Annotated in this window: 10 protein-coding genes; 5 read left to right on the top strand and 5 right to left on the bottom strand. The window is 37.4% G+C overall.

What is annotated here, in order from left to right; translation table 11 throughout:
- Positions 1-339: 339 nt before the first annotated feature.
- Positions 340-1368: a UDP-glucose 4-epimerase GalE gene (gene galE / locus GYX91_RS10710; protein WP_174830790.1), complete on the bottom strand. Its 1029-nt coding sequence runs from the start codon at positions 1366-1368 to the stop codon at positions 340-342.
- A 1169-nt stretch (positions 1369-2537) separates the two neighbouring features.
- Here galE and GYX91_RS10705 point away from each other — a divergent pair.
- The 5 genes from GYX91_RS10705 (at position 2538) to GYX91_RS10685 (ending at position 10943) form a co-directional block, all read left to right on the top strand.
- The gene (locus GYX91_RS10705; protein ID WP_174830789.1) at positions 2538-4004 is read left to right on the top strand and encodes a hypothetical protein; all 1467 of its coding nucleotides are present in this window, start codon (positions 2538-2540) and stop codon (positions 4002-4004) included.
- A 414-nt stretch (positions 4005-4418) separates the two neighbouring features.
- A complete protein-coding gene (locus GYX91_RS10700) occupies positions 4419-6197 on the top strand; it encodes a hypothetical protein (protein WP_174830788.1) in 1779 nt (592 codons plus the stop codon).
- Between the two features lie 202 nt (positions 6198-6399).
- Positions 6400-8112 carry a hypothetical protein gene (locus GYX91_RS10695; protein WP_174830787.1) on the top strand — a complete coding sequence of 571 codons (1713 nt, stop codon included), beginning with the start codon at positions 6400-6402 and terminating at the stop codon, positions 8110-8112.
- A 187-nt stretch (positions 8113-8299) separates the two neighbouring features.
- On the top strand, positions 8300-10126 hold the full coding sequence (locus tag GYX91_RS10690) for a hypothetical protein (RefSeq protein WP_174830786.1): 1827 nt from the start codon (positions 8300-8302) through the stop codon (positions 10124-10126).
- Positions 10127-10334: 208 nt separating this feature from the next.
- A complete protein-coding gene (locus tag GYX91_RS10685) occupies positions 10335-10943 on the top strand; it encodes a YdcF family protein (RefSeq protein ID WP_144235857.1) in 609 nt (202 codons plus the stop codon).
- A gap of 531 nt (positions 10944-11474) precedes the next feature.
- Here the strand turns inward: GYX91_RS10685 and GYX91_RS11185 are convergent.
- The 4 genes from GYX91_RS11185 to GYX91_RS10625 all read right to left on the bottom strand — a co-directional run.
- The gene (locus GYX91_RS11185) at positions 11475-16544 is read right to left on the bottom strand and encodes a calcium-binding protein (protein ID WP_180214693.1); all 5070 of its coding nucleotides are present in this window, start codon (positions 16542-16544) and stop codon (positions 11475-11477) included.
- Between the two features lie 45 nt (positions 16545-16589).
- Positions 16590-17468 (bottom strand): hypothetical protein, encoded by an 879-nt coding sequence (locus tag GYX91_RS10635; RefSeq protein WP_084554550.1) that lies wholly within the window; start codon positions 17466-17468, stop codon positions 16590-16592.
- Between the two features lie 170 nt (positions 17469-17638).
- Positions 17639-17899 (bottom strand): hypothetical protein, encoded by a 261-nt coding sequence (locus GYX91_RS10630; RefSeq protein ID WP_174830785.1) that lies wholly within the window; start codon positions 17897-17899, stop codon positions 17639-17641.
- A gap of 45 nt (positions 17900-17944) precedes the next feature.
- Positions 17945-18705, bottom strand: a 761-nt coding sequence (locus GYX91_RS10625) for a hypothetical protein (protein ID WP_174830784.1), incomplete at its 5' end; no start/stop codon positions are given.

Here is an 18705-nt window from a genome sequence, read left to right as displayed (position 1 = left end):
CAAATTGTGGGCAATTATACCGAAAACAAGCTTTGTCCGCGCGAATGCAGGAATACTTATTATACGCAGATCAGGTGTTGGAATAGAGACCGGAAAAACAAATTGTAAAAATTACCAAATTGTTATTGATAATAATTCTCATTATATTATAATGTGACTCACCAGTTAGTTAGAAATAGTTAACCGGTAATGACCTCAAACATCTTTTATCTAAATCTACTTTCAGGAGCGGCGTAACGATTAGCGTTAAATTTTTGCATCAAAACTCAAAAACCGAAAACACTTAACCCACTGAAACATCAGTGGGTTAAGTGTTTATAATAAGCTGATATTCAGTAATCAGATTTCATTGTGGCTGTTGTAGCCCTGCGGATTGAGCTGTTGCCAGTGCCATGCATCAGCCATCATACTGGCCAGACTGCGCTGAGCTGTCCAGCCTAATTGTTCGGCTGCACGTTCAGGATTGGCATAGCACACAGCAATATCTCCTGCCCGGCGCGGGACAATCTGATAAGGAATTTTTTTGCCGCTGGCCTGTTCAAAAGCATGTATGATTTCCAGTACCGAATAACCCTGCCCTGTACCCAGATTATAAATATGTACACCGGGTTGATTATTTGTAACGCGCATGGCACTTAAGTGGCCGTCGGCCAGATCCATTACATGAATATAATCACGGACACCGGTACCATCAGTAGAAGGATAATCGTTACCAAATACCGATAGCTGTGCCAGCTTACCAACAGCTACCTGACAGATATACGGTAATAAATTATTTGGAATGCCATTCGGATCTTCACCAATCAATCCGGATTCATGCGCGCCCACCGGATTGAAATAACGCAGTAATGTCATACTCCAACGCGCATCTGCTGCCTGTATATCCGTTAACATCCGCTCTACCATATATTTGGATGTTCCGTACGGATTGGTGGTTCCGCCGGTAGCCGCGTTTTCATCAATCGGAACCGAAGCCGGTGTACCGTAAACTGTAGCTGAGGAACTGAAAACCAGATTGAAAATACCTGCTTTGGCCATTTCTTCAACCAGAATCAGGCTGCCACTGACATTATTATCATAATATTTCAGCGGCTCCCGTACACTTTCACCGACTGCTTTTAAGCCGGCAAAATGCAGCACATGCTCAATACTGTGCTGTTTAAATATCTGTTGCAACAGCGTACGGTCGCGAATATCGCCCTGATAAAAAGTTACCTCTTTACCGGTAATCTGTTTTAAACGCTCGAGTACCACTGGCGATGCATTACACAGATTATCAATAATAATCACATTGTAGCCGGCATTAAGTAATTGTACAGTCGTGTGAGAGCCAATAAAGCCGGCACCACCTGTTACCAGAATAGCCATAAATTATCCGTAATGATTTTTCATCGAAATACAACAAATAACCGGTATGTAAATAACCAGAAATCCATAAGTATATCTTGTTTATAATCATAGTTAAGCTAACGCGGGATAGAAGATACACTAAAAGAACCGGTATCTGCTGTATCTTTACAACAGTAAAGTGCTGAGCCGCACAGATGAGGTGACACAACAAAAAATATCCGGTACCTCTGACAAAAGTTATTTCTGTTCAAACGGCAATAACTGAACTGGACAGGAGTGATAAAACAGAAATCTGATAGAAATATGACTTGAAATACAGCGGCAAATAAAACCAGATAAACCATTATGCAGATATAGCAGATAAAAAATCAGATTGAATATTTGCTGAAAACCAGCTACTGATAAATATATAACTAATTAATAAATTGAAAGTTTATATTTATTATTTAATGATATACATTTTAAAAACTAAAATAACTTTTTTGATTTTAGCAATGTTCTTCATAATCGGAAGATTGAGACTTTAATATTTGTGCATGATATTGCAGCTATTAATAAGCAAGTTAAGGATAAGTCATTTTTCTATCGGTTAACTCTTAATACTCATCATTATTCTGAAAAAGATACACAAAGTGAAAATAACTATGATTGTAAACAGCCTTTATTTAAAGACCGGCAAAATGTCTGTCTCAATTAAACCTGCAGAATCAGTTTTTTAGATTTTAGCCAGCGAAATCAACACTAGTGCTTTTAAAGATATACAGAAATTGTGGTACAAGGCGATCATAGCCCGCCTGCATCTGTTGTATTAGATGAGTTTAAAGATAGCTTTAAACCGGATTCGGCACTATTTATACACTTCGGATAAATTAAGCAATTTGTAAATAGCAGGATCGGTCTATATTATTTAACCGATTTTTATATCAATGTTGTATTTAAACTAGTTTAACAGTATAGTATGCAAATATTGTGAATACCAAATATCAGCTTGTGATTATTAGATTAGCATTTTGTATTTAGTCATCTACTTAATAATATGGGGTATTTAATTATGCAGATGTATATGAAAAAAATAATATTTTTAATAACTTCGTTGTTGATGATTTTTTTACTAAGTTCTTGCTCTAATTTATTAGACCGATATTTTTTATTTTAATAATATCAAATATTTAATTAGTTGACTGTATATGAAAAGAATAATATTTATAATAACCTCGTTGCTGCTGGCTTTTTTACTAAGTTCTTGTGCTAAATACTACAAAAGTGTAAGTACAGCTGACTACCAGTTAATAAATAGTTCTGACGCCAAGGAATCTTTACATGTCAGTTTACAAATTGATGATTTTTATAATCCTTATTTAACTCATGCAGAAAATGAAGATATTAAACAAAAATTTCCGAAAAAGAATATTAAAATAATAGCAAATTATGAGCCTATAACTGATAAAACAGGCTCCATCATCAAAAAAACGACAAAAAATAGTCCATCACCATTTTTATCATTAAGGGATATTTTGGGAATTGATGATATAGAGATTGTGTATAACAAAATAAATCAATATGCATTTGCGACAAATTTAAAAGTTGATAAAGATAATCAAATTATAAACTTTGATATTCCTAAACCTACTAAAAATAACAAGCAAAAGTATGTTCTTGAAGGTATTTATCTTTATTATCCAGATTTTCAATTTTCCAAAAATCCTAAACCTTATTATTTTCGAAACGGATCAGATTATTATTTACCGATTTTTAAAAATCAAATCGATATCAATAAATTGAAAGGTTCTGTAAATAGATTTATGAACGTGGAACTATTAAATCTTGATATAATAACCGATAAGTTTTTTGACTTTACTTATGATTATGATAGAACACAGTTAACTAATAAAGACTATTTAGCCAGAAATATTGTCTTAAATACCAGTGTTTGGTTTTCAAATGATAAACCAATTAAAAAGAAAGTATTAAGTAATGAAGAAAAAGGTGATTTATTTGATGAAATGACTATCTCCATGGATGGGCAAAAATATGAACATATAGTTATTCCTGACTCAAAATTAAGTTGGTCTGATGCTGAAGATATATATGGTTCTTATGTTAAAGGCAAAACATTTGAAGTTTTACAACTTAAGGGACAACTTTCAAAGTATTCAAAAAAGGGTTATTACGACGGACGACGTGAAAAATGGGTTAAGCAAAAAGGGGATATGGTATATATTGACCAAAAATATGGTTCTCATGTGGATAAAAAAGGTTGTGAATTTGATTATCGAATAGTTTTTGAAAAAGATAATCAACCTAGAAGATATATTTTACACTCATATAAAAGGTCTGAATCAAATAATAAAAAGTTTACAATATTTTCTAATAAAACTTATATATCACAAGAAAATTTGAACTTCTTTGAAAAAACAAAGCAGCGAAAAAAAGAATCCTTTGACTATAGCTTGAGACAAATTCCTGTATTTTATAAAAATTCGGATAAAGAATTTCGTGATCAACTCATACTTGAAAATCAAGACTTAGCACAAGCATGTATGAAGGAAATAGATCATATGAAAAGATTGATGACAATGCCAAAAGAAGATTTAATGCAAGAATTTGAGCAATACAAAAAAATCATCAATAAAGAAAACTCGAAACAACGCTAATATAGCTGCATATTAATACAAATAAAGTAAATATATGGGTATTTCATCAAAATTTAATGAATATTACGATTCAGGTTACAGTTTGATTGGGCTGATAAATTAATATATTAGTAAATTACTTACCCTACTGGAGATGATTAATTTTATAATATAGTCTTATTTAATTTTTTATTACTTTTATTTTAACCACAAAAACAGCTCTGGCTCTGGTCAGAATATTTGTATTCGTTTTATTAATTTTTATTAAAAAACATATGTGCTGAAAAAATCATTAAAACAATGTATACTGAAACTGTATGTAATGATAATTTCAATTATTTATCAGTTAATGCTGCTCTAAGTAGATTGAATCTGAATATTTACAGTTAAGTTATGGTTAATAAACCTTGCCAGTATGATTAACATACTAAATCAATGAAAAATTTTATCGAAATATTAAACCAAAAAGATATTAACTATACAGTTGAAAATGAGATTATCCGCATAGCGGATAATCTGTGCTTTTATCAAAATCCACTTAAATCACTGCCGGATAATTTAATTATTGAAGGTGATCTGGATATCTCCCAAACAAAAATCAGCCAGTTACCGGATAACCTGATTGTCTGCGGTAATTTGGATATCTCCCATACTAAAATCAGTAAACTGCCGGAAAATATGATTTTTCGCGGGGATCTGAATATATCCGGTACACAAATCAGAGTGTTACCGGAAAATCTGGTGGTTCAGGGCAAACTTAACGCCTCTCGTACCAAAATACAAGTTTTACCGGAAACGCTAATTGTTGGTGGTGCGCTGGATTTATCCTATAGCTATATTCAGTCGCTACCAGAAAATCTGACAATAAACGGTAATTTATATTTACAGAATAGTTATATACTGGAATTACCGGAGAATTTGGTTGTTGCCGGAAACCTGGATGCCTCTTCAACCAGAATAACCCGATTACCGGAAAAATTTACGATAAAAGGCAGTCTTTGTCTGGAAAAAAGCGGTATCAATACTCTGCCTGCTAATCTGCATATAACCGATGATCTTGATTTGAGTAATACCCGTATCACAAAGTTACCTGAAAATCTGAAAGTAGATGGTAGCCTGATTCTGGCTGCCTCCAAAATTAAGAAATTACCAAAGAATATTCAGGTAAAAAATAATTTAAACTTACGTTTTACAGAAATCAGAAAATTACCGGATAATCTGACGGTGAACGGAGATCTGGATTTATCAGGAACAAAAATTAAAAAATTACCTGCTAATCTAAGAGTCAATGGATGTTTAGGGCTGAAAAGCTGTCGAAAAATCAATAAATTAATAAAAAATTTTAGGGCTATATGCACTAGTCTGGATTTGTGCTTTAATAAAATCAAAAAAATACCAGAGAATTTAAAAATACAATCCAATCTGTATTTGAATGAATGCAAAATCAAAAAATTTCCCAAAAAAATGAATATAAACGGAAATTTGAACCTGAATGACGCAAAAATAAAAAAATTGCCTGAAATTTTGCATGTTGGTGGCGATTTATCTCTTTTGCTGGTACCGATTAAAAAACTACCTAAAAAACTTTCAGTAGGAGGTGAGCTGTATTTATGGGGTTGCCCGGTTAAAAAAATTCCCAGTCATGTTAATGTAGTCAATGGGCTGGACTTAACTTTGACTAAAGTAAAAAAATTACCTCAGAATCTTACCAAGATAAAAAAACTGGCAATAGAGGAAACTAAAATTAACCGTTTGCCAGATAAGCTCAATGTTGAGGATTATCTGGATCTGAGAAATAGCCGAATTAAAAAATTACCTAAAAAATTACAGGTTGGTAATACATTGCTGTTAAAAAATACCCGGATTAAAAAGCTACCGAATAACCTGAAACTTGATCATGGTATAAACCTGAAAAAAACTTCAATCAGATATTTGCCCGAAAATCTGGAGCTCAAATGGTTAAGCCTTGATCTTAAAAAGATTAAAAATATTGCTTACCGGAAAAATTGTAAAGCTAAAAGAAAAACCATTTTTGCAGCTTATTTGAATGGTGAATATAAAATTTTTCAGAATGAATACTTGGTTGGTACCCTGCAAGAGTATGAGCAATTTGTTAACCAGAGATTTATTGATCCGCAGGCAAGTAAGCTTAAACAGGCAGCCAGGGATTGCGTAGAGCAATTGCAGAAAAAACTCAGTACTCATAAAACTTAATATATTGAATACTGGCTGACAATAAAACCAGACCGGATAAAGTCAAAGTACTTATTCAACTTTGTAACTTTTTAATTAGAAATAGATATTTATACTGAAAATATATACTGAAACTGCATGATATTAATACCAGCTTTCTGGAAATGTATGCAACTAAGTTACCTTCCCTTAAATTTTACCAGTATGCTAACATACTAAATCAATGAAAAAATTTATCGAAATATTAAATCAAAAAAACATTAAATATAAGGTTAAGAATGATGTTATCCGGGTACTGGATAATCTGTGCTTTTATCAACCCTGTCTAAAATCACTGCCTGACAATTTAATTATTAAAGGCAATCTGGATATTTCTCAAACAAAAATCAGAAATTTACCGGATAATCTGATTGTCTATGGGAATCTGAATCTATCCGGTACAGAAATCAGTATATTACCGGACAATCTGGTGGTTCATGGAGAACTAAACGCCTCTTATACCAAAATAATTACGTTGCCGGAAAAGCTTATAATAGGCGGTGCATTAGATTTATCCTTCAGCTATGTGCAGTCGCTACCAGAAAGTCTGACAATAAACGGCAATTTATCTTTACAAAATACCTATATACTGGAATTACCGGAAACTTTGGCAGTTGCCGGAGATTTAGATATTTCTTCAACCAGAATTACCCGACTACCGGAAAAGTTTACTATCAAGGGTAGTCTTAATTTGGGTCGTACTGATATCACAAAGTTACCTGAAAATCTGAAAGTAGATGGTAGTCTGATTCTGGCTTCCTCCAAAATTAAGAAATTTCCAAAGGATGTACAGGTAAAAGCTGATCTGGATTTATGCTATACGGAAATCAGAAAATTACCGGATAATCTGACGGTGAACGGTAATCTGGATTTGTCTGGAACAAAAATCAAAAAATTACCTGCTAATCTAAGAGTCAATGGATGTTTAGCATTGAGAGGGTGCAGTACAATCAATCAGTTACTTAAAAATTTTAAAGCTACTTGCATTAGCCTGGATCTAAGTTGTAATAAAATTAAGAAAGTACCAGAGAATTTAAAAATACAATCCAGTCTGGACCTGAATAGCTGTAAAATCAAAAAATTTCCTGCAGAGCTGATTGTAAATGAAAATCTGAATCTGGAGGACGCAAAAATCAAAAAATTACCTGTGAAGCTGACTGTAAAAGGAAATCTGGATTTATTTTACGCAAAAATCAAAAAATTGCCTGCAAAGCTGACTGTTGGCGGACAATTATCTATTGAAGGGACGTCAATTAAACAATTACCTAAAAATCTTTCAGTGGGAGGTGAGCTAAATTTATCGGGTACCAAAATTAAAAAAATTTCCAGTCATTTTAATATAGCGAATGGAATAAATTTAGCCTGTACACCAGTAAAAAAGCTACCCTCGAATTTTACTGAGATAAAAAATTTATATATTAACATAACAAAAATTTCTCGCTTGCCTGATAATCTCCATGTTTGGGAGAATCTCGTATTGTGTAGCAGCAAAATTAAAAAGTTACCCAAAAATTTGCAGGTCGGTAAAAAACTGCTGTTAAATGATACCAAAATTAAAAAATTACCCGAAAATCTGAAACTTGAAGAAGGCATCGACCTGAGAAAAACTCAAATCAGATATCTGCCGGAAAATCTTGAGCTTAAATGGTTAAGTCTTGATCTTAAAAAGATTAAAAATATTGCTTACCGGAAAAATTGTACATCTAAAAGAAAAACTATCTTTGCAGCTTATTTGAATGGTGAATATAAAATTTTTCAGAATAAATCCCTGATTGGTAATCTGAAAGAATATGAGCGATTTGTTAACCAGAGATTTCTTGACCCGCAGACAGGTAAGCTTAAACAGGCAGCCAGAGATTGCGTAGAGGAATTGCAGAAAAAAATCAGAATTAATTAACTTAATGTACAAAGTACTGGCCGACAGCTGCAAAAAATGCTGAATTTGCCAGTACGTGACTCAGATATATTTGGCCGGCAGTAATTTATTAAAAATAGCATAAACATATTTTGTACTGTTTTTAATTCAACTCCATCCAATTGATTTGTATTAAGTGACTTAAGCTAAAAACACAGAGAAATAAGTTATGGAACAATTTATCACATATTTAAATACACAGCAGATTAAATACAGTATTGGGGATAATTCAATCACAATATTGGAATCTCTTAATCTGGCTGAAGTGAGAATCAAACATTTACCGGATAATCTTATTATTAACGGTAATCTCAATTTGCGATTAACAACAATAAAAAAATTGCCGGATAATTTAACCGTAAATGGTGATTTATGTGCGCGCGCAACTAAGATTAAAGCGTGGCCGAAAAATTTAAATGTAAAAGGCTCTATAGATTTATTACGTACCAGAATTGCATCATTACCAGATAATTTAACAGTAAATGGAGATTTGAATTTAGAACAAACACCTGTTAAATCATTACCTGCTAATCTGAAAGTAAAAGGAAATTTGGCTTTGCGGGGGTCGCATTTTTGCAATATACCGGAAAGATTCGATGTAGCTGGTTCTTTAAATTTGTCAGATACGAAAATTGACAGATTACCTGATAATCTGAATATACAGGGTGATCTGAACATTGCCCGTACCAGAATTAAAAAATTACCTGAAAATTTATCTGTAAGCGGAGATCTCCATTTAAGCAGAACAAAAGTTAAAATATTACCAGATAATCTTGACATTATAGGTGATTTAGATTTAAGTGATACCCGAATTAAAAAGTTACCTGGAAATTTAAAGGTTGGGGGTAAGTTGGATTTATACGGTACCAGAATACAAAAAATACCAAAAGATTTAACAGTAACTGGTGGCATTGCTTTAGGAGGCTCTAAAATTAGAAAGTTACCAGATAATTTAACTGTTAACGATTATTTGGATTTGGGTTTTACAAAAATCAAAAAGTTGCCGGATAATCTGATTGTAAACGGATATCTGGGATTGCGCGCTATTAAAGTCAAAAAATTATTAAAGCATTCAAATGTACAATGCACAAGTCTGGGTTTAGATGGTGCCAGGATAAAACAACTGCCTGCCAATATAGAAGTAAAAAACAGTTTATATCTGAGTTATACCGAAATAAAACAGCTACCGGATAATCTTGAATTAAAAGGTGATCTGACTTTACGTTATGTCCCTATAAAAAAGTTGCCGGATAATTTGACTGTTGGCGGATATCTTGATCTGAGCTGTACCAGAATCGAAACATTGCCTGAGAATTTAAAAGTTGCCGGTAATCTTAATTTAAGTTCTTCAAAACTAAAAAAATTACCGAAAAATTTACATATTGGCGGTGATTTAGACTTACATAATACAAAGATTAAAAAAATTCCGGATAATTTAAATGTGAATGGAACTTTAGATTTATTCAGAACGAAGATTAAGAAGCTTCCAAAAAATTTATTTGTAAAAAATGAGTTGTTTTTGAGTAATACCAGAGTTAAAACATTACCTTCTGATTTAAAAGTAGAAGGAGATCTCTGGCTGAGTTCTTCCTCAATTAAAAAATTGCCAGACAATTTAAAATTAAATGGCGATTTATACTTGCAAGACACTAATATTAAGCAATTACCAAAAAATTTATTTGTAAAAAGGCAGTTATCTATCAGGAATACTAAAATCAGTGTATTGCCGGAAGATTTAATGTTTGGCTCAATTGAACTGGATATAAAAAAAATAAAAAATATAGTTTATAAAAAATGCCATTCAATAAAAGCCTTTATTTTTACAGTTTATTTACAGGGAGAAATAAAACTTGTTTACAATGGGAGTCTGATAGGTAATTTGGAAGAATTTGAACAGTTTACAGATAAACTATTTTTAAAAGCTGAAGCTGATGAGTTTAAACAGATGGCCAGAGATTGCGCAGCGCAATTGAAGCAAAAGCTGTCTCTTGAATAATCATGGTAGTTTTATCAGCGGTTATCAATTAATAGCAGGAGACAGGAATTATGTTTGGATATTCATTGCAAAACTATGACTAATAAAATCGTAGCTGTTATTGTGGATAAAATGCTGATTAGTTGCTATAGTTCCTGGCATATTTTACGTTATAGCGTTATTTGTTTTCAATTTATAGAACTGATTAACAATTATTTTACGGATAGTTATGAATAAAAGCATTATGAATATTTATAAATTGGTTCATTGGTTTGTAATAATTGTTTTAGCTTATTTTATTATCTGTAATGTCATTATTCATCTCTACGCCCGGCAAAAAGCAGCAGACAATGCTGATACTATGGTTATCTTAGGTGCTCAGGTAATGGGTAATCCTGCAGTACCTCATCCTGTTTTAAAAGGGCGTTTAGATAAAGCTCTGGTTTATTTGAAAAATAACCCTAATACCAAAGTAGTTGTTTGCGGAGGACAAGGAGAAGGCGAGCCGGCAACAGAAGCAAGCGTTATGGCTGGTTATTTAATTGATAACGGGATTGATGCCTCAAGGGTTTATCTTGAAGATAAATCAACACGTACTGCTCAGCAGTTTGTTTATGCGAATAAAGTGTTACGGTTAGGTAAAACCGTGGTAGTTACCAATGATTTTCATTTATTGCGTTCTATTATGTTAGCTAAAAGATCAGGAGTAAAAGATGTATCCGGATTATCTGCACCTTTAAGTTTCAGAAATTACAGGAACTATATTTCTCTTATTAGAGAACCATTAGCTCTGATTAATTCATGGTTGTTCGATCATCCCCTGAATAATGATAATTAGAATACAGATAATTAAAACATTGAGAATACTGGGTGAATGATAGTCAGTTTATAGTATTGAATTAGAATAGATACGGTTATTATTAACCGGTATAACCATCAGATGATTGCCCGAATTTAGCCAAATAGCAAACTGCTAAATTCAGGCCGGTAGTGGTTTTGTCTCGTCATAGCAAATGATATCAGCAGTATAGATAATCAGCCCGGAAACAATTACACTGCTCCTCGTATTGCTTGATTTTAAAACCCTGGCACTAGTTTTATTATTCAAACTACCCGATACAGGAATTTAATATCATCTGCCGGAAAAACATAATTTATCAGCCTAGATAGCAGATGCCATATACAACGACAGGGTACAAAATATATTTATAGCCTGTTGGTATTGAATCGAAATGTTTTTATCGCTACCTGAAAATTTCGGGGTTGAGGGAAATAATATTTATTATGGCTTAGCATCAGCTATATTTATCCACAATAAAAAGCCTGCAAATATAATTTGCAGGCTTGTCTAGACTACAATGCTTTTGGCCTAACTACAGTTGGCTGCAAGAATATTCGACGGGGCAAACTGCTTCACCTCATCTGCCGCCCATATCCGGCCTTCACTGCTGCCTCTGGAGAAAGTAGCCATTGCTCCTACCAATTGCTGTACCTGTTCGGCTGTATAGTGCATACCATCCGCAGTATGAATCTGATACTGCCGGTATGACGCATCCGCAAACCAGTTATCCAGCCGTACCTGATCACGTGAACCAATATGGCTGATAAGCAGGTCATCCCCATTCCGGCTTAGCCGCAATTCATCACTACGGTAGTCAGCAAAATCCAGAATATCGCCCTGCGATTCATTTGCTGCCTGGTCAATCACCTCATCGCGTCCATAACCAGCCCGGAATACATAACGATCCCGCTGCCAGCTACCGCCAACCAGCAAATCATTACCGCTGCCTCCCTCCAGAATATCCTCGCCGGTGCCACCAAATAACTGATCATCTCCGGCACCGCCATACAGAATATCATTGCCGTCGCCGCCATCAAGCAAATCATTGCCGTCATAGCCATGTAAAATATCATTACCGCCATAGCCATACATCAAATCCTTGCCGGCCGTACCAAAAAGCTCATTATCCCTATCATTGCCTTCAATAATGCGGTCGTACTTGGCGGCATTATGATGCTGTATGTTATCAGCAAACTGCTGTAAGGAGCGTGTTATATAAGAATTACCACCATTAGGCTGGGCAAATAATAAATTATTCATATTCAGGCTGTTGGCACGTCCATCCAGATAATAGCCAACCAGATAGATTACATCCCCATTAACTCCATTGGTTACCTTAATGCCTTTGTTGTAAGCACTGATAGACAGATGATCCAGTGGCACATCCACAATCACTACCGACTGCCCGCTGTAATCCTCAATTGTGGTAACACCGTCACCACTATTGAACACAAAGTAATCATCACCTGTACCACCATTCAGATAATCATTGCCTTTGCCGCCCAGCAGCCAGTCAAGCCCGTCGCCGCCGTAAAGCCGGTCGTTACCATTACCGCCGCTGAGGTAATCATTTCCTTCATCGCCCTGTAGCAGATCATCGCCTTCGCCGCCAAGTATCGTATCATTACCGTCGCCGCCAAGTATCGTATCATTACCACCGGCCGTATCTGTATCATTTATATTCATCGCATTACCGCCGCTGAGGAAATCATTGCCCTCCCCGCCATAGATCACATCATTGCCGCCACCACCATAAACGGTGTCGTTGCCGGTACCACCATCAAGGTAATCATTGCCATAGCCGCCATCTATATAATCATCACCTTCTTCGCCATAGATGGTGTCATTACCATTATCCTGCGGCCGGCTTTCTTTCGGGCTCTCCGTGCCCATATCACCAAATAATGTATCATTACCCGCACCGCCATAAATCAGATCATCGCCCAGCTGTCCCTGCACCAGATCGTTACCATTGCCTGCGTAAATAGTATCGTTGTAGCCATTATCTGTGGCCACAATATCTGTCACATTAGTGGAGAAATCACCGAATATCCGGTCATCACCATCGCCGCCATAAATAGTATCGCGGCCACCACCACCAAAGAGGATGTCATCGTCGATGCCGCCATCCAGTGTATCATCGCCATAGCCGCCCATTAATACGTCATTACCGGCACCGCCGGAAAGGTAATCATTCCCCGTCATGGTGGTATTCAGCTCATGGCCTTCACGACTATCATCACCCCATAGTATATCATTGCCATCACCACCGATAATCCAGTCGTCGCCACCACCACCGGTCAGCTTATCATTGCCGGCACCGCCATCGATAAAATCATTACCATGTTCGGTAATATCTTTATTTAACCAGTCACCATAAATTTCGTCATCGCCATCGTCGCCATACAGTTCATCATTACCGGCACCACCATAAACCTGGTCATTATCATCACCGCCATGAATCACATCATCGCCATAACCACCATCGAGAATATCATTGCCGGCATCCCCCCAGATATGGTCGTTGCCAGCAAGCTCGGGATGGCGGCCGGCCGGATCTGAATCATCGCCCCAGATTCTATCGTCGTCATCACCGCCATAGAGATAATCATCACCGCCGCCGCCGATGATTTCATCATTGCCGGCACCACCATATATCGTATCGTTACCATGATATTTAGCGTCCAGCATCTCTTCCTTTGTATAGACGGCATTATCACCATACAATTTGTCATTACCATTACCACCAATAATGACATCATTGCCCCCATCACCAATTATCTGATCATCTCCGTCGCCGCCATCAATATAGTCATCACCATGTAAGGCACCCGCCAGTGAATTCAGGAAGCCCGGCCTGAGAATACCATCGCCATGTAAAAAGTCATTACCTTTGCCTCCTACAATATAATCATTGCCAGCCATACCATAGATGGTATCGTCACCCTGTTCTGTGCTGGCCGGAGCCACTGAATCACCTTCAATATAGTCATTCAGATTACTGCCTACAATATAGTCGCTGCCATCACCACCATATAAAAAGTCTCCGCCCACATCTGCGGCATCATCAAAAGTTTCACTAAGACCATCAAATATCCTAATATCTTGCTGATCAATATATATACCCCAGTTCGGGCCGGCATAAATCATTTTTTTACCGGAAGCCGGCATCGTCCAGCGCTCACCCGGGCGGATACGATCTCTCATGTTTAAATGATTATTAGCCCAGATAAAATCATCACCGGCACCTCCTTTGATGATGTCGGAGCCGCCACCTCCGGCAAGTAAATCTGTGCCATCGCCGCCGAGAATAATATCGTTGCCGCCCATGCCGTCAATCGCATCGCCACCATCAAGGCCATTAATTTCATCGGCGCCGTCTGTGCCCTTAATCACATCTTCAAAGCCTTTTTCTACCACACCACCAATAATCGCACCTTTGGCATTGCGATTTTTCCAACCCCAGTAATATTGGCCGGCTAAACTCTCGTCCAGCTCAAAGTAGCCTTCTTTATGAATAATTTTGGTGCGCCAGTCGCCAATAATTTTATTGATTTTATTGTTATTACTATCCTTGAATTTGGGCAGCCTGATACCAAGCTTGCCGCCGCCCATATCATTCCAGCCGACAATGGTTAAAACATCATCTTTATTTTCCAGCGACTGAATCACCAGATTGCCGGTGATATTATCCAGATGTACGCGCCATTTATTGTTGGCTGAAATCCAGACACCATTTTCTTTTGCTGTCCATTTTATTTTTGAAAATTGTTGATTATCAATAAAAATACTGCCTTTGCCGTCAGAATCATAAATCTCATCTTTGCCATCGCCGCTGTTGAAATAATACTTGTCTGCGCCATCACCGCCCACCAGAACATCATTGCCCTTACCGCCCATGAGCGTATCATTGCCGGCACCGCCAAACAGATAATCATCACCCTCTCCGCCAGAGATATCATCACTGCCCTTGCCGCCAAAAATCACATCCGCCAGCTTGCCGCCTACTACCTTGGTATTACCATTGCCCAGCATCACCACCTGATGGGCGTCATCGTCAGCATCGGCATCGGTATTCCAGCTTTGCCCGGTCTGCTCATCACGAAACACAATCGCATCTTCGGTGCCGAAGCCATACTGTTTACGAATCGATTCAACTAATGATTTTTGATCCAGATAGGTCTTGCGTGTGGAAAAAGCAACACCGTCAGGTTCTTGATATTTACTACTTAACGTCTGATTATTTTCATTAGCCTGAGCAAGGCGCATTTCCTGAATCATCCAGGTGCGCACCTTAATCCATTCTTCACCTACATCATCAATTTTGCGTACCGCCGGCATTTTGTCCGGATTGAGTATCACCACCGGATTAAGCTGCATCAGTGCATTCAGATACAGCGATACCATTTGTTGATTGCCTTGTTTTTCCCATGTCTGCAACTGCGATAATAATTTTTCCGGCAGTTCATCAATAAACGCCAGCTGGTATTTAAATTCAAATTTGCCCGGCTGGCCGGCAATTTCCTGGCGATGACCATTTACCGGATCAAAGATAAATCCCCATCCTTTATCAGCAAAATTATCGTCATTAATGCTATTGATGCGCGGATCGGATGAATTAATGCTATTGGTATTTAATACTGCTGCCATAATCCACTTTGTTACCCCTTTGCCACCAGCCACATCCCAGTTAAATTTAAGTTGCTGTTTTGCAGCGTCGGTATTTTTCTGATTTTCAAAATAACTGCCTGTATATTGGTCAGATGGAGAAGCATAGTCCTTGTACCATAAATTTTCATGACCTTCTCTGCCGAATTCAACCCAATAATCCTTTAGCGGGGCAAACATGCTTGTATTATCCACCCACTTTTTCGCCAGTGCCTGATCAGCGCTGGAAATTGGCACTTTTTTATAGCAACTCCAGATCAGTAAATTTCCAACCGGACCCATACTCGCTGCCTTTAGCGTTATCGAAGCAAGGGATTCAGGTGTACCAGTTAGTTTATCAATAAAAATATACCCATTTTGAGCATCGCTCATAATTCCAGATAATCCCAAACTCATCAGCCAGCTATCGACATTGGTGCCTTTGGTTGCCCACATAGCTTCCCACACTTGTTCGACAACCTGTTCGCCTTTGATTTCACGCCCACCAATGAGTTTCCCCGACGCATACTGTTCAATAATGCGCATCGGTTCATACAGCGTCCAGTAGTTAATATCAACATTATTATTTTTAAATACCTCAATATGAAACTCTTTCATTTGTTGATAAGTAATATCCTGATTGACACTACCCGAACCGGCCTTTTTTTCCAGCATATCCAGATAACCCAAGGCCATGCCGCGGCGAATCTTATTGGTTTCATCTGCTGTTAAAATATGATTATGTTCATTCGCCACTGCCTGCATAAATTCCAGTGCGCCATTACCGGTAATGCTATCCGCAGAAGCTACTCCATAGGCCCATTTAGCATAATGATAGCCACGCTTGGCCAGTTGCTGATACACCGCGCCAACATCGGATAAATCACCATTTTCAATCTGTTTACGCCATGCCTGAATTTCACTTCTGCTTACTTTTTGTGCTTCTAACATGCTCTTCTCCCTAAGATAACCAATAGGTTGTACCACGATTAAAAACTAAGCCTTACCAATCTGTTTGCCCAGCAGCTTGCCTTCCCGGCTTACGCGCCAGCTATCCAGTATTTTGATAATATTATTCTCCATCTCCTGCCACTGTGGCAGATAAGTACGGCTGTAACTAATCCATACTTGGATATGCCAGTCATCGTTATAAAACATATGATGACAAGAATTTATATGCTGAGTGAATTGACAGTCGATATAGGTTTTAATATTGCCGACCTGATCTTTTTTAATCATTCTATCTTTGGTAAGGGTATCCGATTTCCACGGTTCGCCGGTTTCCGGATCAATACCATTATTTGCCCGATATACGGTTAGGCCATACAGCGGTTGTGGCTGCTGAATATAATCAATATTTGAAATTTCTTTTGATATTTTAAAACCTTCCTGCACATAGGCGTTAAAATTTAACGCTACCTTAGCATCATATTGACCGTAGACACTTACGCTTGCCCAAGGGAAAGGCTTGCCATAAGGGATTAAAGTTTCATTATCGTGGCGATAATCCTGTTGTGTCTGCCGGAATGAAGTATAGACATCGCCATCGGTAATCCGATATTGAAAGCCAAATGATTCAATCGGCAAATCATAAGATTCCGGCGGACGCTGGTATCTGGCTTTGATTTTCGGATCAGCAAAATCACCCGGATCGCCCATATAGCGTGCCCAGCCATCAATCACTCCTGCAGGAATGCTGATAGAGTAAGTACCTAGTTTGCCAATAGTATCGGCGCGGCCACGGCTATCACGGTTATAGAACGGGGGTGCTTGCCGTGCTGGTTGTTCGCTCACATCATAATCACAGCCGGCAAGTAGCAGCACCTGCCACAGCAGCACCAGGATAAGCAAAATCTTTTTATATCCAGACTTCATAAACAGCCTTGTTTCTCTATTTCACAGGATAAAAATTAACAGAAACTTTACCAAAAGAAAATAAAAAGAATGCTATTTTAGAATTTTTATTGTTTTAAATTAAATGTTAAGCAAAATTTCAGTATTGATGCATATAGAATATATTAATAAATATTTACATTTAAATAAGCTTAACCAGCGCGGCGAATCTTATTGGTTTCATCGGTCGTTAAAATATGATTATGTTCATTCGCCACCGCTTGCATAAATTCCAGCGCGCCATTACCGGTAATGCTATCCGCAGAAGCTACTCCATAGGCCCATTTAGCATAATGATAGCCACGTTTGGCCAGTTGCTGATACACCGCGCCAACATCGGATAAATCTCCATTTTCAATCTGTTTACGCCATGCCTGAATTTCGCTTTTACTTACTTTTTGTGCTTCTAACATGCTCTTCTCCCTAAGATAATCAATAAGTTGTACCGCTATCAAAAACTAGGCCTTACCAATCTGTTTGCCCAGCAGTTTGCCTTCCCGGCTTACGCGCCAGCTATCCAGTATTTTGATAATATTGCCCTCCATTTCCTGCCACTGCGGCAGATAACTACGGTTATAACTAATCCATACTTGGATATGCCAGTTATCGTTATAAAACATATGATTACAAAAATTTTTATGCTGGGTAAATTCACACTTGATATAGGTTTTAATATTGCCGGCCTGATCTTTTTTAATCATTCTATCTTTGGTAAGGGTATCCGATTTCCATGGTTCGCCGGTTTCCGGATCAATACCATTATTTGCCCGATATACGGTTAGACCATACAGCGGTTGTTCCTGCTGGATATAATCAATATTTGAAATTTCTTTTGATACTCTGAAGTCATCCTGGACCGTAAAATTAAAATTCAACGGCACAGTAGCATCATATTGACCATAGACACTTACGCTTGCCCACGGGAAAGGTTTGCCATACGGGATTAAAGTTTCATTATCACGGCGATAATCCTGTTGTGTTTGCCGGAAAGAGGTATAAACATCGCCGTCAGTAATCCGATACTGAAAACCAAATGATTCAATTGGCAAATCATAAGATTCCGGTGGGCGCTGGTATCTGGCTTTAATTTTCGGATCAGCAAAATCGCCCGGATCGCCCATATAGCGTGCCCAGCCATCAATCACTCCTGCAGGAATGCTGATAGAGTAAGTACCGAGTTTGCCAATAGTATCGGCGCGGCCACGGCTATCACGGTTAT

It is taken from the genome of Snodgrassella sp. ESL0304 (assembly GCF_013344995.1).
GTDB classification, from domain to species: Bacteria; Pseudomonadota; Gammaproteobacteria; order Burkholderiales; family Neisseriaceae; genus Snodgrassella; species Snodgrassella alvi.
This window is presented reverse-complemented; position numbering and strand designations above follow the sequence as displayed.